The 19,901-nt window shown below is 74.5% G+C and carries 16 protein-coding genes; 12 read left to right on the plus strand and 4 right to left on the minus strand.

Annotation, left to right across the window (positions count from 1 at the left end):
• Positions 1-2: 2 nt before the first annotated feature.
• Complete coding sequence (locus tag ACGFML_RS04755) at positions 3-635, minus strand: trimeric intracellular cation channel family protein (protein WP_393539957.1); 633 nt, start codon at positions 633-635, stop codon at positions 3-5.
• 126 nt (positions 636-761) lie between these two features.
• Between ACGFML_RS04755 and ACGFML_RS04760 the strand changes: the two genes are divergently transcribed.
• The 5 genes from ACGFML_RS04760 (at position 762) to ACGFML_RS04780 (ending at position 9,835) form a co-directional block, all read left to right on the plus strand.
• Positions 762-1,610 (plus strand): thioesterase family protein, encoded by an 849-nt coding sequence (locus ACGFML_RS04760; RefSeq protein WP_393539958.1) that lies wholly within the window; start codon positions 762-764, stop codon positions 1,608-1,610.
• Between the two features lie 126 nt (positions 1,611-1,736).
• Complete coding sequence (locus ACGFML_RS04765) at positions 1,737-2,168, plus strand: CU044_2847 family protein (protein WP_393539959.1); 432 nt, start codon at positions 1,737-1,739, stop codon at positions 2,166-2,168.
• The gene (locus ACGFML_RS04770; RefSeq protein WP_393539961.1) at positions 2,165-4,348 is read left to right on the plus strand and encodes a trypsin-like peptidase domain-containing protein; all 2,184 of its coding nucleotides are present in this window, start codon (positions 2,165-2,167) and stop codon (positions 4,346-4,348) included. Before ACGFML_RS04765 ends, ACGFML_RS04770 begins: the two co-directional genes overlap by 4 nt.
• A 43-nt stretch (positions 4,349-4,391) precedes the next feature.
• Complete coding sequence (locus ACGFML_RS04775) at positions 4,392-5,405, plus strand: AAA family ATPase (protein WP_393539963.1); 1,014 nt, start codon at positions 4,392-4,394, stop codon at positions 5,403-5,405.
• Positions 5,402-9,835: an SAV_2336 N-terminal domain-related protein gene (locus ACGFML_RS04780; RefSeq protein ID WP_393539965.1), complete on the plus strand. Its 4,434-nt coding sequence runs from the start codon at positions 5,402-5,404 to the stop codon at positions 9,833-9,835. Before ACGFML_RS04775 ends, ACGFML_RS04780 begins: the two co-directional genes overlap by 4 nt.
• 5 nt (positions 9,836-9,840) lie before the next feature.
• Here the strand turns inward: ACGFML_RS04780 and ACGFML_RS04785 are convergent, their stop codons facing one another.
• Entirely contained in the window at positions 9,841-10,692 is an 852-nt protein-coding gene (locus ACGFML_RS04785; protein ID WP_393539966.1) for an alpha/beta fold hydrolase, read from the minus strand.
• A 146-nt stretch (positions 10,693-10,838) separates the two neighbouring features.
• On the opposite strand from ACGFML_RS04785, the gene ACGFML_RS04790 reads away from it, so the two are divergent.
• Complete coding sequence (locus ACGFML_RS04790) at positions 10,839-12,008, plus strand: cysteine desulfurase family protein (RefSeq protein ID WP_393539968.1); 1,170 nt, start codon at positions 10,839-10,841, stop codon at positions 12,006-12,008.
• Positions 12,009-12,089: 81 nt separating this feature from the next.
• Here ACGFML_RS04790 and ACGFML_RS04795 read toward each other — a convergent pair whose 3' ends face one another.
• Positions 12,090-12,812 (minus strand): N-acetylmuramoyl-L-alanine amidase, encoded by a 723-nt coding sequence (locus ACGFML_RS04795; RefSeq protein ID WP_393539969.1) that lies wholly within the window; start codon positions 12,810-12,812, stop codon positions 12,090-12,092.
• Between the two features lie 54 nt (positions 12,813-12,866).
• On the opposite strand from ACGFML_RS04795, the gene mnmA reads away from it, so the two are divergent.
• The 6 genes from mnmA (at position 12,867) to ACGFML_RS04825 (ending at position 18,889) form a co-directional block, all read left to right on the plus strand.
• Entirely contained in the window at positions 12,867-13,997 is a 1,131-nt protein-coding gene (gene mnmA, locus ACGFML_RS04800; RefSeq protein ID WP_393539971.1) for a tRNA 2-thiouridine(34) synthase MnmA, read from the plus strand.
• A 284-nt stretch (positions 13,998-14,281) separates the two neighbouring features.
• Complete coding sequence (locus ACGFML_RS04805; protein ID WP_393539973.1) at positions 14,282-15,046, plus strand: VC0807 family protein; 765 nt, start codon at positions 14,282-14,284, stop codon at positions 15,044-15,046.
• Positions 15,047-15,648: 602 nt separating this feature from the next.
• Positions 15,649-17,025, plus strand: a complete 1,377-nt coding sequence (gene gdhA, locus ACGFML_RS04810) for an NADP-specific glutamate dehydrogenase (RefSeq protein WP_393539975.1) — start codon at positions 15,649-15,651, stop codon at positions 17,023-17,025.
• A 99-nt stretch (positions 17,026-17,124) separates the two neighbouring features.
• Positions 17,125-17,667: a TIGR00730 family Rossman fold protein gene (locus tag ACGFML_RS04815; protein ID WP_393539977.1), complete on the plus strand. Its 543-nt coding sequence runs from the start codon at positions 17,125-17,127 to the stop codon at positions 17,665-17,667.
• 43 nt (positions 17,668-17,710) lie between these two features.
• A complete protein-coding gene (locus tag ACGFML_RS04820) occupies positions 17,711-18,400 on the plus strand; it encodes an SDR family oxidoreductase (protein ID WP_393539979.1) in 690 nt (229 codons plus the stop codon).
• A 48-nt stretch (positions 18,401-18,448) separates the two neighbouring features.
• Entirely contained in the window at positions 18,449-18,889 is a 441-nt protein-coding gene (locus ACGFML_RS04825) for a MarR family winged helix-turn-helix transcriptional regulator (protein ID WP_393539980.1), read from the plus strand.
• A gap of 193 nt (positions 18,890-19,082) precedes the next feature.
• Here the strand turns inward: ACGFML_RS04825 and ACGFML_RS04830 are convergent, their stop codons facing one another.
• Positions 19,083-19,826 carry a DUF4232 domain-containing protein gene (locus tag ACGFML_RS04830; protein ID WP_393539982.1) on the minus strand — a complete coding sequence of 248 codons (744 nt, stop codon included), beginning with the start codon at positions 19,824-19,826 and terminating at the stop codon, positions 19,083-19,085.
• Positions 19,827-19,901: the final 75 nt, after the last annotated feature.

The raw sequence follows: 19,901 nt of genomic DNA on the forward strand, positions 1-19,901 counted from the left end.
CGTCAGCCGGCGTCCGGCCCGCCCCGGCGGCCGAGCTGCTCCGGCCGGGGCAGATGCACCCCGAAGTACACCGCACCCATGCGCAGCGCGAACACCACCCCCGCCGAGACCGCCGCGGCGGGGGTGGCCCCCAGGCCGAGGTGGTAGAGCGCCAGATAGCAGCAGGCGCCCGCCAGGGCGGCGATCGCGTACACGTCCTCGCGCAGCAGCAGCGGGGGGAACTCCCCGCACAGCACATCGCGGATGACCTCGCCGGCGACCCCGGTCAGGACGGCCAGGATGATGACGGCCAGCGGCGTCGCGCCGGCGTCGATGGCCGCCCGCGCGCCGATCACGGTGACCACGGACAGCCCGACCGCGTCCACGACCAGCAGGGACTTGTGCGGCAGCTGCCAGAACCGCAGATAGACCATGGTGCCGACGCCGACGCAGATGATCAGCGTCAGCAGCACCCAGTCGTGGGTCCAGTACAGCGGGCGCCGGTCGAGGATCACATCGCGCAGCGTGCCCCCGGAGATCGACGCGGCGAAGGCGAGCACCAGGCCGCCGAAGGGGTCCATGTTGGCCCGGTAGGCGGCCAGGACCCCGCTCGCGGCGAAGGCGGCGACACCGACCAGGTAGAGCACATGCAGCATGCCCGCATCATCGCAGGCCGGACCGACCCGCTCCGCTTAGGTGTTCCCTTTGTGCCCGGCCCGTGCCCGAGGCGACGCTCGAAATTGACACTACCGGTCGGTAACTATTCGGTGTACCGTGCCGCCATGGCTACGGTGACCATTGGTAACAGCGAGTTCGACCGCGATACGGCGGTCACGCGCCGCGCCCCAGGCGTGTACGACGCGCACCTCTCCGCCGGCTGGACGATCATCCAGGCGGTCAACGGCGGCTATCTGCTCGCGCTGATGGGCCGTGCGCTGGGCGACGCCCTCCCGCACCCCGACCCCTTCTCGGTCACCGCCCACTACCTCACCGCCTCCGTCCCCGGTCCCGCCGTCATCCGCACCGAGGTGGTCCGCAGCGGCCGCACGATGTCGACCGGCACCGCCACCCTCGTGCAGTTCGCCGAGGACGGCACCGAGGTGGAGCGGCTGCGGGTCCTCGCCTCCTACGGCGATCTCGACGCCCTCCCCGACGACGTCCGCACGACCGCCAAGCCGCCGGCCATCCCCCCGTACGAACACTGCCTGGGCAGCGACAGCGCGCCCGCCGGCCGCCCGGCCATCGCCGGCAGCACGGCCATCACCGACCGTCTGGCCCTCCGCCTGGACCCGGCGACCGCCGGCTGGGCCGTCGGCGCGCCTTCCGGCAAGGGGGAGATGCGTGCCTGGTTCGGCCTCGCCGACGGCCGCGAACCCGATCCGCTCTCCCTGCTCCTGGCCGTCGACGCCCTCCCGCCCACCGCCTTCGAACTGGGCCTGGCCGGCTGGGTTCCCACCGTCGAGCTCACCACCCACATCCGCCACCGCCCGGCCCCCGGCCCGCTCCGCGTCGCCATCACCACCCGCAACCTCGCGGGCGGCTTCCTGGAGGAGGACGCCGAGGTCTGGGACTCCGCGGACCGGCTGGTCGCCCAGTCCCGCCAGTTGGCGCGCACCGTGCTGCACGGCTGACACGGCTGACACGGCGCCCCGGCAGGCCGCCGCTCCGCCCTTTGCGCAGGTGGCTCCCGTTGCGCAAGCGGAAAGCATGCGTCAAAAGTGCGCGTGGGGGCGGTGGGCCCATGGCAGACTGACGGTATGGGGGACGTGGCGCTGAAGTTGGAAGACGGAACCGTCGTATGGCTGCGCGCCGCGGAGCCGGCCACCGACGGCACCCCCGGCGCCCCGCCGGCCCAACCACCCGCCGCCGAGGACGAATTGGCGCTGCCCGACGCGTTCGGCTCCGCCGAGCCGGTCAGCGTGGACAGCCGGGTCGGCCGGGCGCTGACCCGCGGTGGGGAGGCTCTGGAAGAGGCCCTGCGTCCGCTCGGCGGCGTGCTCGCACAGATCCACCGCTCGATCTCCGCAGGCAGCCACCGCCCGGACGAGGTCACCGTGGAGTTCGGCGTCACGCTCGGCTCCGATCTGCGCCTGGGCGTCTTCTCCGGCAAGGGCGATGCCAGCTTCAAGATCAGCGCCAAGTGGAACCTCGGCAGCGGCGCGGGTGAACCCGGCGGGGCCACGCCGTGATCCCCGGCGCGGGCCCGGACACCCCGCTCCAGCTCTCCTTCGCCTCCGTACGCCACGGCGAACAGGCCGTCGGCGCGGGCGTGCTGGTCGCCGAACGGCTCGTGCTGACCTGCGCGCACGTCGTCAACAGCGCCTTGGGCAGGGAGCGGTTCGCCCAGGACACCCCCGGCCACGGCGACACGGTCACGCTCCGACTGCCGCATGTCGCCCCCGCCCGCGACCTGACCGCCCGGGTCCTGCGGGAGATGTGGGTGCCGCCGCGGGCCAAGGCCGCCGGGCGCGATCCGGTCGAGCCGGGACGGGTGCCGTATCACGGCGATCTGGCCGTGCTGGAGTTGACGGACGCCCCGCCCGGGGGCGCCGAGCCCGCACCGTTCCTCCAGCACAACTACGCGGGCGAAGTCGTCGCGTTATGGGCCAGCGGCAATCCGCTGCCCACCCTCCGCGCCGTGCCCCGGGTGTCGGCGCCGCCCTGGATCGCGCTGGACGTGCTCGGCGGCGCCCAGGTCACCGAGGGCTTCAGCGGCGGACCGCTGTGGGACCGCGAACGGCAGGCCGTGGTCGGTCTGGTCGCGGCCGTGCACCGGGCCGCCGGCCCGCCCGCCCCCGGGTCGCCGCCGGCCACGATGTACGCCATCAGCGTCCCCGCCATCGAGGCCGAACTCCCCGCGCTGCCGCCCTCATCGGTGCCCACCGCCCGGCGCGGCGTGCAGCAGTTGCTGACCGCGCTGGAGCGGGTGCTGCCGGGCCGCGAGGCCGTCCTGGCCTGCGAGGAGCGCCTCGCCGCCCGGCTCGGCCGGGCCTCGGCGGGCCCCGCGGCCGACCTGGACCGGCTCGTCGGCCTGGCGGTGAGCGTCCGCCGCGGGCTGCCCGAACTCCTCGACCTCGTACGGGACCACCAGCCGCCACGGGCCGCCTCCTACGACCGGTCCGGCCACCACACCGCGCGCGAGGACTGGGAACGGCTGCGCCGCGCGGCCCGCACCGTCCGCCCCGGCGAGTACCTGACCACCCGCCAGCGCCGCGATCTGTCCGGCCTGCTGGCCCACTGCACCCGCACGGACCCCCGCACCCTCCTCGAACGCGTCCTGCCGCACGCACCGGAGCTGCCCGCCGTCACGGGCCTCGCCGACGCGATGGACGCCCTGGAGGGCTTCGGCTCCGCCACCGGCGGGCCCGTGCCCCCTCTGCTGCAAGGGGTGGTCCGGATCAGCGTCGAGGAGCTGGCCGCCGGCCCGTATCCGGCCGAGGACCTCGACGCCTGGGTCGAGCGGGTCGCCGCCCGGTCGGGGGTGGACGAGGACGCGGTCAGCCAGTTCCGGGCCGATGCCGAGGCCGCCGCCGTGGTACGGGCGCCCGCACCGGGCCCCTTCCCCGGCCCGTCGGCCGCCGTCCTCGCGGCCCCGGTCGCACGTGCCCCGCGCGTCCAGGTGGAGCTGCTGCCCGCCCCCAACGGCCGCCGCTTCACCTATCAGATCTGGACCTTCGCCGACGACCTGTCGCACCGTCTCTCCCTGGTCCGCGACGCGGAGTCGGGCAGCGAGCAGGTGGTCGACGACATCCGCCGGGTGCTGCGCACCGAGGTCCGCGAGGACCCGGAGACCGCCCTGGTGGAGTACTTCCTGCCGTCCGCCTGGCTCGGCCTCGACGTCGACTCCTGGGAATCGCCGGACAGCGACGAGGACGGGCCGTTCGCCCCCGGCATCACCCGCCGGGTGGTGGTGCGCACCACCGAACGCTCCCGCGAGAGCTACGCCGGCTGGAAACAGCGCACCGCGGCCCTGGCGTCTGCCAAACACCTCGTGCTCGACCACCGGCACACCGACCGCATGGTCGCCCGCGCCCAGCTGGAGGTGCACCGCGACGCCGGGACGGTCATCGTGTGCTGCGAGCCGCGCCACCACGGCACGCTGTTGCGCCAGTGCGTCCAGGCGGGTGTGCACACCGTGCTGTGGCACCGCGCCGAACACGGCGCCAGGATCGCCCAGGACCTGCTGGCGCTGGTCGACGGCACGGACCACGCCGAGGTCCCCGAAGCGGTGCGCCTGGAGCGGGCCAAGGCGATGGCCGAGCCCGACAGCACGACGCACCACGGCCGCCGGCTGTCCCTGCTCTACGACGCGCCGGACCACCGGCCTCCGCAACTCGCGCCCGATGCCTGGGTGCTGACGCAACCATGAAGGCCCTGTGTGTGGACGCAGCCATGAACGAGGAGAACACGCGGTGACCGGACAGAGCGCAGCCGGCGCATACGGCGAACCGGAGGAAGCGCCGGAGGACTGGTGGGTCTTCCGCGGCCCCTCGGACCTGCCGGCTCCACCGCCCTGGCGCGGCTTCTCGGCCGCCGGGGGGACGGCGCCCCGCGCCCCGTACCTCCTGGAGCGCAACGAGATCTCCGTCGTCAATGCCGCCCTGCATCTGCACCGGCCGCTGCTGGTCACCGGCCGCCCCGGAGCCGGCAAGAGTTCGCTGGCCCGCGCCGTCGCCGACGAGTTGGCGCTGGGCGACGTCCTGCGCTGGTCGGTCAACAGCCGCTCCACGCTTGCGGATGCCCTCTACCGCTACGACGCCGTGGGCCGGCTCCGTGAGGCGTCGCTACGGCGCGAGCGCGAGACGTCGCGCGGCTCCGCCCGCCGCCCCAGGGTCCGGCGCGCCGCCGCGGCCGGCGACATCGGCCAGTATCTGCGCCTCGGCCCGCTGGGCAGTGCCCTGGCGGCCGACCGCCCCCGCGTCCTGCTGGTGGACGAGCTCGACAAGGCCGACATCGACCTGCCCAACGACCTGCTGGTCGTCCTGGAGGAGGGCGAGTTCGAGATCCCGGAGCTGGCCCGGCTGCCCGAGCACCAGCAGGAGGTGCAGGTCCTGCTGAGCGGCAGCCGCGAGCGGGTCACGGTCCGGCGCGGGATGGTCCGCTGCGCCCATTTCCCGGTCGTCGTGATGACCAGCAACGGCGAACGCGACTTCCCGCCCGCCTTCCTGCGCCGCTGCGTGCGGCTGGACCTGCCGGAACCGACCGGCGACCGACTGCGGAAGATCATCGAGCACAACCTGGGCGAGCGGGCCGTGGCCGCCGCCGAGGACCTCATCGAGGACTTCCACCAGCGCGCCAAGACGCAGACCCTGGCCACCGACCAGCTGCTGGCCGCCGTCCATCTGCGCATCAGCGGCGCCGACCTCAGCAGGGAAGAGCTCCTCGCCGCCGTGCTGCACCGCCTCGACGAACCCATGGCGCCATGACCGAACGGCTGCGGCAGTTGATGTCCGCCGCAGGCTACGACCTCGGCGCCGCCGAACTCCTCGACGTGCTGTGGCTGACGCAGGTGATGCAGGGGCGCGGGGAGCCCCGTACGACGGGGGAGCCGGGGGAGCACGTGCGGGTGCCGGGGGCCGATGCGGGCGGAGCCGAAGGGGACTTCGGGCGGACGGACGGGGACGGCGAGGCGGCCGGGGACGCGGCCGGCGCACCGCCCGGCCCTCCCGCGGACGAGGCCGGCGAGGCCGGCGAGGCCGCCGGGCCGGTCCCGGCCGATCCCGCCGACGCCGGCGATCCCTCCGACGTCGCCGACCCCGCCGATCCCACGGCGCCCGCCGTGCCGCCCCGCCGCGCGCTGTACGCCATGGGCAGCCAGGGCAGCGGGCCCGGCCATGACCGCGCCCGCGCCGCACGGGTCCCCGGCGGGCGAGCGCTGCCCGACGCCCAGCAGCTGGGCCGCGCACTGCGCCCGCTGCGCAGGTCCCGGGACCATCCGCACCGCACCGTCACCGATGTCGAGGCCACGGTCCGGCTCGCCGCCGAGACCGGCTTCCTCGACGTCGTCTCCCGCCCGGACCAGGAACGCCACTGGTCGGCCGTGCTCCTGGTCGACTGCTCCGCCGCCATGCAGGTGTGGGGCCCGCTGGCCGCGGAGCTGCGCGCGATGCTCGCCCGGAGCACGATCTTCCGTTCCGTCCAGGTCCACTCGATCGACCCGCAGGATCCGGCCGGCCCCCTGCTGAGCCGGCAGACCGCCGCCACGGCGGTCACCTTCCTCCTGACCGACGGGACGAATCCGGGATGGCGCGGCCCGCAGGCCGTACGGGCGCTGGCGGCCTGGGGCCGCGGCGGCCCGGTGGCGGTCCTCAACCCGCTGCCCCGGCGGCTGTGGCGCGGCACGGCCCTGGACGCACGCCCCCGGCTCCTGGCCGCACCGGGCGAGTTCGACCCCGTGGGCCGCCTCATCGTCTGCGACGCCCTGAGCGGTGAACGCGACCCGGAGGCGGACGGTCTCCTCGCGCTGCCCGTGCTGCACCCCACTGCCTCGGCCCTGGAGCAGTGGGCCGGACTGCTCACCCGCCCCGGCGTCCCGCACCTGATCGAGACCGCACTGCTGGACGAGGAGCCCGCGCAGCTCCCGCCGCCCCGGCCGCACGGCACCGCCGAGGAACTGCTCGCCCACTTCCGCGGCGCCTTCTCGCCCGAGGCCTACCGCCTCGCCGTACGCCTCTCGGCGATCCGTCCGCTGACCACCCCCCTGATGCAGCTGGTACGCGCCGCCACGATGCGCGACGCCGGCCCCACTCACGTCGCCGAGATCCTCCTCGGCGGCCTCCTCGAACGCACCGGCCGGGCCCGCGACGCGGCCGCCGCCGAGGCCCTGGACCGCGCCCTGGACCCGCCGCCGGGCCAACAGGCCCAACCCGTCTACGACTTCCGGCCCGGGGTCCGCGAGCTGCTCTTCAGCGGCCTCGGCACGGAACAGGCGGTGGAGGTCGTCGAGGCGGTCGGCCGCTCCCTGGAGCCGTACATGGGACGGCTGCCGGACTTCCCCGTGCTGATGGGGGACGACGAGGGCGAGGTGGCGCTGCACGCCTCGGCGCGGGCGTTCGCCGTACTGGCCAGCCCGGTGCTGGAGCGGATGGGCGGCGCGGTGCCGGACCGGTGCGGCACCGCGGTGCCCCCGCAGCGCCGTCCCCCGCTCCCGCCGGCGCTGCGTTTCGGGGTGCTCGGTCCGGTCTGCGCCTGGCGGGGCGCGACGGCGGTCGGGCCGGCGGGGCCCGAGGAGCAGGCGCTGCTGGCGTCCTTGCTGTTGAGGCCCGCACACGCCGCCACCACGGCGGAACTGGCGGCCGACCTGTGGGGCGACGCCCCGCCGCCGGGCGCCGTCGCCGCGCTGCCCGCCCACGCCTCGCGGCTCGGCCGGGCGCTCGGCGACGGCGTCGTGCTCACCGACCGGGACGGCGTCCACGCGCTGCGCGGGCCCGACGGCGGCGAGCCCGTCCTCGACCTCGACCTGGACCGGGCCGCGCGGCTGGTCGCCCGCGCCCGCGACGCCGACGACCCCGCCGAGGCCCGCCGACTGCGCGACGCGGCACTGGAGTTGTGGGCCGGCGAACCCCTCGCCGGCCTGCCCGGACCGTTCGCCGCGGCCCACCGTGCCCGGATCGACCGGTGGCGCAGGGACCTCCTGGACGGCGTGTACCGCTCCCCGACAGCGGCCCCCGGCCCCGGGCCCGAGGCGGCGCCCGCCGTCCCCGCGTACTTCTTCGGCCGCGGCCGGGAGATCGCCCGGCTGGCGGCGGGGCTGACCCGCCGGGACGGCCCGCCGCCCTGCTGGGCCGTCCACGGACCGGCCGGCGTCGGCAAGACGGCGCTCGCCGTGCGGGTCGCCCAGGAGGTGGCGGAACACTTCCCGGACGGGGTGCTGTTCGTGGACCTGCACGAGAGCGGGCCGGACCGCCGCGCCCACTACCGCTCGCTGCTGTCGGAGCGCCGGGTCCTGCTCGTCGTGGACGGCGCGGACGACGCGGCGGCCTCGCTGCTCCCGGCCGCCACGGCCCGGCCGGGCGGCGCCGTGCTGCTCACGGGCCGCCGGCGCCCGGCGTTCGACGGCCTCACCGGCAGCGTCGAGCTGACCCGACAGACCGCCGTCGACGCCCATCGGGCCCTGCCCGAGCACCTGTTGCTCCAGTGGCTCGACGCGCAGCTCACCCCGCTCGCGCAGCGCGCCCTGTGCCTGCTGGCCGTGCCGGAGGGCGCCGAGCCGTCGCTCCCCGCCGCCGCCGCGCTGCTGGACACGACGGTGGAGCGGGCCCGTGCGCAGCTGGCCGAACTCCTGGCGGCCGGCGCGCTCACGAAGACGCCCTCCGGCCACTACCGGTACGCCGGCGAACTGCGGTCCCTCGCCCGCGCGATGGTCGACCGCGAACTGCCCGCCGCCGCGCGCGACGAGGCGCATTCCCGCCTGCTGACCTGTTATCTGGCCATGGGCCGGCGGCTGCACGAGAGCCGGTACGCGGGGGAGCGCTGGCTCGACGACCTCACCCGTGCCTCGTGCGCCGTGCTCCCCGCGGAGCCGGACACCGGCCGCGCGCTGGCCGCCTGGGCCGACGAGGCACCCCACGTCCTCGCGTTCGTCCGCCGGCTGGCGGTGCGCTCCGCGCGCTTCGTGCGGCCGGCCGCCGACCTCCTGCTGCTGGTCGAGGTGACGGCGGACTCCGGAACGCTCTCCGCCGCGTTCGAGACGGCGGCGCACGCGGTGGCGGCACGGGCGGCGGCGGCGGGTGACGAGCGGGCGGAGGCCCGGGCCCGGGCCGCGCTCGCCGACGCCTGCGCCGCACTGGGCAGGTTCGCCGAGGCCGAGCCGCAGGCGCGGCAGGCGGAGCGGCTCGCGGACCGCTGCGGCGACCGTGTGACGCGCTTCCGGGCGCCGTATGCGCGCGGGATCATCGCCCTGCACCAGGGGCGGCACGACGCGGCCGAGCGTCATCTCACCGCCGCCTGGGAGCACTGTCGCGACCACGACGACGGCTCGGGCGAGGCCGCCGCGCTCGCTGCGCTGGCCCGCCTGTGGGCGGCGGCCGGCAACAGCGCCGACGCCGTCCTGTTCGCCGAGCGCGGCGTGGCCGTCCACCGCCGGGCCGGGGACGGTTCCCCGCGGCTCGCGCACGGGCTGTACGCCCTGTCCGAGGCGCTGTCCGCGGCCGGCCGGCACACCGATGCGCTCCGATGCGTGTTCCAGGCGCTGCCGCTCTTCGAGGAGGACCACCAGCACCTCTGGGCGGGGCGGGCCCGCTGCCGGGCGGCCGAGGCGACGGCCGCGCTGATCCGGCCCGGCGAGGCCGCCTCGGCCGCGCAGGACGCGGCGAAGCGCCTGCTGGTGCCGGGCGGCGAGCGGTGGCGTGCCGATGCGCTGGCCGCGCTGGGGCACGCCGAGGCCGCGCTGGGCCGCAAGCGGGGTGCCCGGACGCACTGGCGTGAGGCGCTCGCGGTCTACGAGGCGTTCGGTGCCCCGGAGGCGGCCGGGGTGCGTGCGCTGTTGCGGGACAAGCCGGGCCCGGCGACCGGTCCGGGCCGGGCGGGTGTGTCGCGCGCGGCGGACAAGTCGGCCGCCGGCACGGTCCTGCGCGATCTGGCCGCGGCGGTGGGCGTGCTGCGCGACCGGCTGCGACTGGCCTCCGGGGAGCGGGCCCCGGCGGCCACCCTCGCGGACCTCGGCTCCCTGGAGGCCGAACTCCTCGGCCGGGTGGCCGACTTCGCGCGCGGCGGCCGCCTCCCGCACGCCGACCGGGACCGCCTGCGCGGGGTGCTGGACACCGTGACCTCGCAGGAGGCCCTGGCGGGGGCGGCGCCCGAGGTCGGCGACGCGGTCGCCGCCGTGCACCGCGCCGGCCGCCGCCTGGCGCCCTGATCGCGTTACCCGCCCGCCCCCAGGAACGACGCCAGCGCCGCCGTCAGCTCCGCGGGCGCGTCCTCCTGTACGAGATGGCCCGCGCCCTCGACGACATGGAGCCGCGCCCCCGGAATCAGGGACGCCAGCTCGCGGCCCTTGGCGAGCGGGATCCAGCTGTCCTGCGCTCCCCAGCACACCAGCGTGGGCAGGTCGATCCGCCCGTAGCGCCCCTGCACCTCGTCCGTGAACCGCTGATCGTTCTGTGCGATCTGCCGGTAGAAGGCGGGCTGCCCCTGTTCCGTGCACCAGGGCTCGACCAGCCGTTCCCGTACGTCCGGGTGCAGCCCCTGGTGGCTCGCCGAGGAGACGTACTCCCGGACCATCGCCCGGTGCAGCGGCGGCGGCAGCCGGCCGAAGACCTCGGCGTGCGCGCCCAGCAGCCGGTACGTCGGCGAGCCCCAGGGCGCCAGTGCCACCGGGTCGACCAGCGCCAGCCGGGAACAGCGCGCACCGTGCAGCAGATGGGCCCGCAGCGCCACGCAGCCCCCGAAGTCGTGCGCGACCACGGCCGGCGGGGTCCGGTCCCCGGTCAGTTCCCAGTGGGCCAGCAACTCCCCGAACACCCGGGCCTGTGCGCCGAGCGTGACGTCCTGGCCCGCCCGCTGCTGCGAGGCGCCGTATCCCGGCATGTCCCAGACGAACACCCGGTGCCGCGCGGCGAGGGCGCGGGCCACGCCCCGCCAGACGTACGACGAGAACGGCGTCCCGTGCAGCAGGACCACCGGAGGTGCCGCCCGGTCCTCCCCGAGGACGGCCCAGCGCACCTCGTCGCCCGATGAGGTGTGGAATGTCCGGTCCAGAAGCCACTGTGTCATGAGTGTCACGCTAAACACTCCTTACGGGTTCGTCCATGGGTGTGCGGTCACGCGTACCGGACGCCGTCCCTCCGCGCCCGGCGCAACCGCGCGCCGGACATGCGCCCCCGGGGTCCCGCGGGCCTGCTCGTAGAATCGTCCGCACCATGGTTTACCTCGACCACGCCGCCACCACTCCGATGCTCCCGGAGGCGGTGCAGGCGATGACCGCCCAGCTGACCGTCACCGGCAACGCGTCCTCCCTGCATGCCGCCGGCCGGCGCGCCCGGCGCACCGTGGAGGAGGCACGGGAATCCCTCGCCGCCTCGCTCGGTGCGCGCCCCAGCGAAGTCGTCTTCACGGCGGGCGGCACCGAGGCCGACAACCTCGCGGTCAAAGGCCTGTACTGGTCCCGGCGGGCGGCCGACCCGGCCCGTACCCGCGTGCTCGCCAGCCCGGTCGAGCACCACGCCGTCCTGGACGCCGTGGAGTGGCTCGCCGAGCACGAAGGGGCCCGCGTCGACTGGCTGCCGGTCGACACCTACGGCCGGGTGCACGCCGAGGCGCTGCGCGAGGCCATCGCGCGCAACCCCGCCGACGTCGCGCTCGCCACCGTCATGTGGGCCAACAACGAGGTCGGGACCGTCCAGCCGGTCCAGGAACTCGCCCGGACCGCAGCGGAGTTCGAGATTCCGCTGCACGCGGACGCGGTGCAGGCGTTCGGTCAGCTGGAGGTCGACTTCGCCGCCTCCGGGCTCGCCGCCATGACCGTCTCCGGCCACAAGATCGGCGGCCCGTACGGCATCGGCGCGCTGCTCCTGGGCCGCGAGTACGCACCCGTGCCGGTGCTGCACGGCGGCGGCCAGGAGCGGCACGTCCGCTCCGGCACCCTGGACACCCCTGCCATCGCCGCCTTCGCCGCGGCCGGCCGGTATGCCGCGGCCCACCGCGCGGAGTTCGCCCGCGACATCGGCGCCCTCCGCGACGACCTCGTCAAGGCCGTCCGTGCCGCTGCCCCCGACGCCGTGCTCGGCGGCGACCCGGACCCCGCGGGCCGGCTCCCCGCCAACGCCCACTTCTCCTTCCCCGGCTGCGAGGGGGACTCCCTCCTGCTGCTGCTGGACGCCCAGGGCATCGCCTGCTCGACGGGTTCCGCCTGCACCGCCGGCGTCGCCCAGCCCAGTCACGTCCTGCTGGCCACCGGCATGTCCCCGGAACTGGCCCGCGGCACCCTGCGCTTCTCGCTGGGCCACACCTCCACCACGGAGGAGGTGGCGGCACTGGCCGAGGCCATCGGTCCGGTGGTCGAGCGGGCTCGCAGCGCCGGCCTGAGCTGAGGGGGCGGCGCCCGCCTCCACGGCGCTTCCCCGCGCGTCGGCGGCGGCGCCCGCTCGCCGGCCCGCGGCGCCTCGCCCCGGTTACGTACCGGACCGCCGCGTCCCGGCCTGCTCGGCCGCCTCCCGCCCGCGCAGCTCGGCCACCACGAGCGCCAGATAGCGGTCCCAGTTCCAGTGCGGTCCCGGGTCCGTGTGATCCGTCCCCGGCACCTCCACATGCCCCACGATGTGCTCCCGGTCGGCCGGGAACCGATAGCGGTGGCATATCTCGGCCGTCAGCCGCGCGGATGACGCATACATGGCATCCGTGAACGACTCCGGCCGGTCGACGTACCCCTCGTGCTCGATGCCGACACTGCGCTCGTTGTAGCCGCGGCTCCCGGCGTGGAAGGCCACATCCAGCTCGCGGACGGTCTGCGCCACCCGCCCGTCCTTGCGTATGACGTAGTGGGCGGCGGCCTCGTGCCCCGGATCCTGGAAGACGCTCAGCGCGGTCGCGAAACTCCCCTGGACGACATGGATCACCACCCGGTCGACGGCGTAGTCGGCCGGACGGTCGGCCCGCCGGTAGTTCTCCGGGGACGCCGCGACCCACTGCGCGCCCCGGTGGTCGACGGCCCCCGGTTTCCGGGGCCGGTCGTGGCCCGGCAGCCGCCACCACCAGTGAGACAGCTCACCCGTGGCCCCCAGCGCCGCCACGCCGGCGGCGGCCACACCCGCACCGCCGATCCACAGCGCCCGCCGCCGCGTCGGCCCGCGCGACGTCCCGTCCGCGCCGTCCCGGCGCTCCCCGTTTCTCCCCACACCCCCCACAACGCTTTCCCGGCCGCCGACAGTTCCGCTTACCCTGGACGGGCTATGACTGAAGACGCCCCCCGCCGCCTCCGCGTACTCGCCGCCATGTCCGGCGGTGTCGACTCCGCCGTCGCCGCGGCCCGCGCCGCCGAGGCCGGCCATGATGTGACCGGCGTGCATCTCGCGCTCTCCGAGAACCCGAAGTCGTTCCGCACCGGCGCCCGCGGCTGCTGCACGATCGAGGACTCCCACGACGCACGCCGCGCCGCGGACGTCATCGGCATCCCCTTCTACGTCTGGGATCTCGCCGAGCGCTTCCGCGAGGATGTCGTCGACGACTTCATCGCCGAGTACGAAGCCGGGCGCACCCCGAACCCCTGCCTGCGCTGCAACGAGAAGATCAAGTTCGCCGCGCTGCTGGACAAGGCCCTCGCGCTCGGCTTCGACGCCGTGTGCACCGGCCACTACGCCACGGTCGTGAAGAACCCCGACGGCGGCCGCGAGCTGCACCGCGCCTCCGACATGGCCAAGGACCAGTCGTACGTCCTCGGTGTCCTCGACGACCGCCAGCTGGCGCACGCCATGTTCCCGCTCGGCGACACCCTCACCACCAAGCCCGAGATCCGTGAAGAGGCCGCCCGCCGCGGCCTGTTCGTCGCCAAGAAGCCGGACAGCCACGACATCTGCTTCATCGCCGACGGCGACACCCAGGGCTTCCTCGCCAAGCGCCTGGGCACGGCCGAGGGCGACATCGTCGACGAGTCCGGCACGGTCCTGGGCAGCCACGAGGGCGCCTACGGCTTCACCATCGGCCAGCGCAAGGGCCTGCGCATCGGCACGCCCGCCCCCGACGGCAAGCCGCGCTACGTCCTGGACATCTCCCCGGTCGACAACACCGTCACCGTCGGTCCCGCCGGGTCCCTCGACGTCACCGGCCTCACCGCCATCAGGCCCCGCTGGTGCGGCCGCCCCCCGAGCGCCGGACCCGCCGTCTACACCGCCCAGCTCCGCGCCCACGGCGGCGAGACCGAGGTCACCGCCGAGCTGGTCGACGGCACCGAACTCCAGGTCACCTTCACCGAACCGGTCCGCGGCGTGGCCCCCGGCCAGGCGATCGTCCTCTACGACGGGACGCGGGTGGTCGGCTCGGCGACGATCGCCACGACGGAGCGGCGGGCCCGGGCGGGGGCGTAGCCGGGCCGGTCGGAGGCCGGCAGCCGGAGAGCGCCAGGACGCCGGGTCCGACATCGCTCGGGGCGCCGATCGCCGCCGGTTCGCCGAACTCCGCCGCCACGGACGCCCGGTGGCCGTCACCGCCCGGCAGGAGGTGGAGCGCGGCGCGTGCCCGGCCCCGGTACTGACAAATGTCATGGCGAAGCCGGGACAGTCGGGACTGTTGGCGGGCGGACCGTCGGGCGAAGCTGACTGCGTCGGAACCGTCGACGCAGCAGAGCACCGTCCACCATGGGGGAACAGTCATGAGTCAGAAACCGCCGGTCGCCGGGGACCGGCCCCGCAATCCGCTGCTGGACAGTTTTCTGCCGCTGATCGTGGACGCCGGAATCCCGGTGGCCTCGTACTACGTCCTCAGTGACGGCTTCGGGCTGAGCACGATGGCAGCGCTGGGATGGAGCAGCGTGGTGCCGGCGCTGCGCACGGTGTGGGGGCTGGTGCGAAGCCGCAGCGTCAACGGCCTCGCGCTGCTGATGCTGATCGTGAACGCCGTCGGACTGGCGATGAGCGCGGTGGCCGGCGATCCGCGGCTGATGCTGGCCAAGGACAGCGCCGTGAGCAGCGTCGTCGGCATCGCGATCCTGGTCTCGGTACCGATGGGGAAGCCCCTGATGACCGCGGGGCTCAAGCCATGGGTGACGAAGGGGAGCGCGGCCGGGAACGCCGCGTGGGACCGGCTGCGGGCGGACTCCGCGCCGTTCCGGCGGGCCGAGCGGCGCTTCTCGGTGATCTGGGGGAGCGCCCTGCTGGCCGAGTGCGTGCTGAAGGTCGTGGGCGCCTACACGGTGCCGGTGCACACCATGGTCTGGCTCGGGACGGTACTGACCGTGGTGGCCATCCTGGTGGCGATGGTAGCCGCGGGCGGCACCTCGGCCGATCCGATGGAGAAGATGGTCAAGGCCGAGGCGGATGCCGGGCGCGACGCCGGTGCCCAGGGCACCGCCGGCACCGGCCGGGACCCGGCGGCGCAGGTTCCGCCCGACGTCGAGACGGTCGCGGCCGAGAGCTGACCACGGCCGACGGCGCTCACGGCCTCAGGGAAGAGGGCCCGCGGCGTCGGACGTCGGCGCGCCGGCGCACGGAGCGAGGCCATCGGACAACGACCGGCCGGTTCGGCCCCGCATTGCGGAGGGCGAACACCGAATACCGGATATGACATATCGCACGCGCGATGCCGCGTGTGAATTCCGCTCGGTGGATACACGATGCCGGGGAAACGTATGCCGAAGAACGTATGCCGAAACGAGGCCGACGGAGGGCGCCTGGAGTATCCGCGAGTGGAGTGCGGGAGTGCGGGCCGTAGGCAACCGGCCGGGCCCGTTCAGGGTTCTCCTGACCGGGCCGCCGGTGGCGGACATCGCCGGAGCGCCGGTGGCGGACCTCGTCGGACAGGGACGCACACCGGCAACCCTCCGCACAGCGGGAGCACGGGGGCGGCAGGCATCCATCGGATGCAGAAGGCCGCCACCACTGCGGGTGGTGTTCTCGATCGGCCACGGGTCGGCAAGTAGGGTCGGCGAAGCGACGGGACGTCTACGGTCGCTGCGGCTCGGCGTCGTCATCACCCGGACCGCAGGCGGCATTTCGTTCGGCCACGAAGGGAACGCAAGTCATGTCGAGTGTTCAAACCGAGGGCAGGTCCGGCGTCCGGACGGCGGGCCCGGCTTCACTGCACGCGGAGCTGGTGCGGCGGAATCCCGGGGAGCCGGAATTCCACCAGGCGGCCCTGGAGGTGCTGGAGACGCTGGCCCCGGTGCTGGCGGCCCGTCCCGAGTTCGTCGAGGCGCGGGTGCTGGAGCGGCTCTGTGAGCCGGAGCGGCAGATCATGTTCCGGGTCCCCTGGCAGGACGATTCCGGGGCCATTCACGTCAACCGCGGCTTCCGGGTGGAATTCAACAGCGCGCTCGGCCCGTACAAGGGCGGACTGCGGTTCCATTCGTCGGTGAATCTGGGGATCGTGAAGTTCCTCGGTTTCGAGCAGATCTTCAAGAACGCGCTCACCGGCCTGAACATCGGCGGCGGCAAGGGCGGCAGCGACTTCGATCCGCACGGCAGGTCGGACGCCGAAGTGATGCGGTTCTGCCAGTCGTTCATGACCGAACTCCACCGCCATCTCGGCGAGCACACCGACGTCCCGGCCGGGGACATCGGCGTCGGCGGCCGGGAGATCGGCTACCTCTTCGGCCAGTACCGGCGGATCACCAACCGCTGGGAGGCCGGCGTGCTGACCGGCAAGGGCCTCGAGTGGGGCGGCTCCACGGCCCGTACGGAAGCCACCGGCTACGGCAACGTGCTGTTCACCGAGGAGATGCTCAAGCGGCGCGGCGAGGAGCTCGACGGCCAGCAGGTCGTGGTCTCCGGTTCCGGCAATGTCGCGATCTACACCATCGAGAAGGCACAGGCGCTCGGCGCCAACGTCCTGACCTGCTCGGACTCCGGCGGATACGTCGTCGACGAGAAGGGCATCGACCTCGCGCTGCTCCAGCAGATCAAGGAGGTCGAGCGCGGCCGGATCGCCGAGTACGCCGAGCGGCGCGGGGTGTCGGCCACTTACGTACCCGGCGGACGGGTGTGGGACGTCGCCTGCGATGTGGCCCTGCCGTCGGCCACCCAGAACGAACTGGACGCGGACGCCGCCCGGATCCTGGTCCGCAACGGTGTCAAGGCGGTCTCCGAGGGCGCGAACATGCCCACCACCCCGGAGGCGGTGACGCTGCTGAAGGAGGCCGGTGTGGCCTTCGGCCCCGGGAAGGCCGCCAACGCCGGCGGGGTGGCGACCAGCGCTCTGGAGATGCGGCAGAACGCCGCACGGGACGCCTGGGCATTCGAGCGGACGGCGGGCGAGCTCGCGGGCATCATGCGCGCGATCCACGACACCTGCTACGAGACGGCCGAGCGGTTCGGGCTGCCGGGCGACTACGTCGCGGGCGCGAACATCGCCGGGTTCGAGCGGGTCGCGGACGCGATGCTGGACCAGGGCCTGATCTAGGGAGTCACCGCCGGGCCGGGGCTGGGGCGTGCCCTGCCCGGCCCGGCGGGACTCCGCCGCCCTGTCGGGGCCGGCCGCCCGGTCCGTATCGTGACGCGTATGAACATCTGTGTCTTCTGCTCCGCCGCCGACCTCGACGACCGCTATGTCACGCCCGCGCGGGAGTTCGCCGAGCTGATCGGCAGGGGCGGCCATGCGCTGGTCTGGGGCGGCTCGGACACCGGGCTGATGAAGGTGATGGCGGACGGGGTGAGCGGAGCGGGCGGGAAGCTCATCGGGGTCTCGGTGGAGTTCCTGGCGCACAAGGCGCACGCGGGCGCGGACGAGATGGTCGTCACCAAGGACCTCGCCGAGCGCAAGGCGCAGCTGCTGGCGCGGGCCGACGCCGTCGTCATCATGGTCGGCGGCACGGGCACGCTGGACGAGGCCACCGAGATCCTGGAGCTGCGCAAACACGCCATGCACAGCAAGCCGGTCGTGCTGCTGAACACCGCGGGCTTCTACGACGGGTTGAAGGAGCAGTTCCTGCGGATGGAGGCGGAGGGCTTCCTTCCGGTACCGCTCACCGAGCTGGTCTTCTTCGCGGCGGACGGCGTCGGCGCGCTCGCGTACCTGGAGGAGAAGGCGGGCATCGAGGGCTGAGCCCCGGTCCCCGGCCATGCGGCCCCTCGTTAGGATCGGCCGCATGGGTACGCACTTGATCACAGGCGCAGGGTCCGGCATCGGAGCGGCGGTCGCACGGCGGCTCGCGGAGCGCGGGGAGGACCTGTGGCTGCTCGCCCGGAACGCGGTGCGGGCCAAGGAGCTGGCCGCGCAGTTCCCCGGTGCGCGCACGCTCGTGGGTGATCTGGCCAACCCCGAGAAGCTCTCCTGGGCCTTCGGTCAGCAGCCGCTGCCGGACCGTATCGACTCCCTCCAGCACATCGCGGGCGTCGTGGAACTGGGCGCGGTGGGCGATCTGCCCGCCAAGGCGTGGCAGCGCCAGCTCACCGTCAACCTCGTCGCGCCCGCGGAGATCACCCGGCTGCTGCTGCCGCTGGTACGGGTCGCGCAGGGGCATGTCGTCTTCGTCAACTCCGGTGCGGGCCTCCATGCGCACGCCCAGTGGGGCGGCTATGCCGCGAGCAAGCACGGGCTGAAGGCGCTGGCCGACTCGCTGCGGGCCGAGGAGCACGACAACGGCGTACGCGTGACGTCGGTCTACCCGGGGCGCACCGCGACGCCCATGCAGGGCAGCGTCCATCAGCAGGAGGGCAAGGACTACGACCCGTCCCGGTGGATCGACCCGGAGTCGGTGGCGACGACCGTCCTCGCCGCCATCGACCTGCCGCGCGACGCGGAGATCAACGACGTGTCGGTGCGGCCGGGGCGCTAGCGTCGGCCGCACCGGCCGGTGCGGCCGGCGGCGACGTACCCTGCTGGGGTGACCACAGAAGCGAAGGCGACCGCGGCGGCGGGGTGCGGATTCCGGGAGATCCGGGGGCTCGTCACCGAGCTGGGCCGCCGGCTGGACGCCCACCAGCGCAGCCGGATCGCCGAGCTCGATCTGACGCCGACGCAGGCCAAGGCGCTGGAGGAGCTCGGCGAGCCGAGAACGGCACGGGAGCTGGCCGTGCTGCTGTGCTGTGAGCCGCCCAATGTCACCTATGTCATCTCCAAGCTGGAGAAGCAGGGCATGGTGGTGCGCCGGCCGCATCCGCAGGACGGGCGCGCCAAGCAGCTCGTACTGACCGATGCGGGGCGGGAGTTGCGGCTGGATCTGCTGCGGCGGATGGGTACGGCGTCGCCGCTCGACCACCTCTCCCACGCGGAGCGGGCGGCGCTGCGCGACGATCTGCTGGCGGCCCTGGGGCGCGACGCCTAGGACCTGTCGTTCGACGGGGGCGGCCCGGCGCCCGGGGCGCGGGTCCGTCAAGCGGAAAGTCCGCTGCCCCGGTGTGTCACACGGGGCAGCGGACTTCTCGGCGCGGCGCCGGCGGGACGAGTCCTCGCCGGGTGGAGAGCGGTCAGCGGTGGTGGAGGGTGCTCGGCCCATGTCCGGGGCAGCGCCGAGGTGGTCAGCCGATGGGGTTGACGAAGGTGGCCGGGTGGGTGGCACCCCGCTGGTCGACGAGCGTGCCCCAGGGCCACTCGATGGTGATCGACTTGGTCTCGTTGGGCGGGGTGACGTCCGCCCAGGCGGGCTGGTAGAAGCCCTCCTCTTCCTTGGTCAGGGCGACGTTGATCGTGAAGTCGGTGCTGTCCCCGGGGTTCAGGGTGATCGAGCCGTGCTTGGCCGTCGAGCGCTGCAGCGACCAGCGCTCACCGCCGTTCTCCGACTTGAGGTCCACGCCCGGGAAGCCGCCGATCGTGCAGGCGCTGCCGCCCTTGTTGGTCAGCACGACGCTGGTGGTCGTCGAGCCGCCCGCGTTCGGGTCCGGGGTCGCGTCGCCGCCCGTGGCGAACGCCGCCTTCAGGCCGGAGGTGTGGCAGCGCTGGACGCCCGAGGACGCCTTGCCGCCGCCGGTGGCGTTCGCGCTGCCCGACTGCTTGTTCGCGGCGTCCGCCTCGGTGTCGGCCTTGGTGTCGGCCTTGGTGCCGGGGTCCGCCTTGCCGTCGGAGCCCTGTGCCCCGGCGGAGGAGCCGGCGCCGCTGGACTCGGCGGCGGCCTTGACCGACTCCGCGTGGGCCGCGGGCTTGGTGCCGGTGGCGTCCGAGCCGGAGCAGGCGGTCAGGGTGAGGCCGGCGGCTGCGGTGAGGACCGCGGCGGCCGTGCGCAGGGTGCGGCGGCGAACGGTGCGGGCAGTGGTGCTGGAGCTCATTGCGGGTCCCCCGGGGCGGTCCGTGTCGTTGTCTTCTCGGTACGTCACCCACTCTGACCGGGGCCGCTGTTGCCG

This window comes from Streptomyces sp. NPDC048650 (genome assembly GCF_043199095.1).
Lineage (GTDB): Bacteria > Actinomycetota > Actinomycetes > Streptomycetales > Streptomycetaceae > Streptomyces.

Coding starts and splice junctions, on each gene's coding strand:
- ACGFML_RS04755 (WP_393539957.1), bottom strand. CDS start 635: ATGCTGCATGTGCTCTACCTGGTCGGTGTCGCCGCCTTCGCCGCGAGC.
- ACGFML_RS04760 (WP_393539958.1), top strand. CDS start 762: ATGGCTACGGTGACCATTGGTAACAGCGAGTTCGACCGCGATACGGCG.
- ACGFML_RS04765 (WP_393539959.1), top strand. CDS start 1,737: ATGGGGGACGTGGCGCTGAAGTTGGAAGACGGAACCGTCGTATGGCTG.
- ACGFML_RS04780 (WP_393539965.1), top strand. CDS start 5,402: ATGACCGAACGGCTGCGGCAGTTGATGTCCGCCGCAGGCTACGACCTC.
- ACGFML_RS04785 (WP_393539966.1), bottom strand. CDS start 10,692: ATGACACAGTGGCTTCTGGACCGGACATTCCACACCTCATCGGGCGAC.
- ACGFML_RS04790 (WP_393539968.1), top strand. CDS start 10,839: ATGGTTTACCTCGACCACGCCGCCACCACTCCGATGCTCCCGGAGGCG.
- mnmA (WP_393539971.1), top strand. CDS start 12,867: ATGACTGAAGACGCCCCCCGCCGCCTCCGCGTACTCGCCGCCATGTCC.
- ACGFML_RS04805 (WP_393539973.1), top strand. CDS start 14,282: ATGAGTCAGAAACCGCCGGTCGCCGGGGACCGGCCCCGCAATCCGCTG.
- gdhA (WP_393539975.1), top strand. CDS start 15,649: ATGTCGAGTGTTCAAACCGAGGGCAGGTCCGGCGTCCGGACGGCGGGC.
- ACGFML_RS04815 (WP_393539977.1), top strand. CDS start 17,125: ATGAACATCTGTGTCTTCTGCTCCGCCGCCGACCTCGACGACCGCTAT.
- ACGFML_RS04820 (WP_393539979.1), top strand. CDS start 17,711: ATGGGTACGCACTTGATCACAGGCGCAGGGTCCGGCATCGGAGCGGCG.
- ACGFML_RS04830 (WP_393539982.1), bottom strand. CDS start 19,826: ATGAGCTCCAGCACCACTGCCCGCACCGTTCGCCGCCGCACCCTGCGC.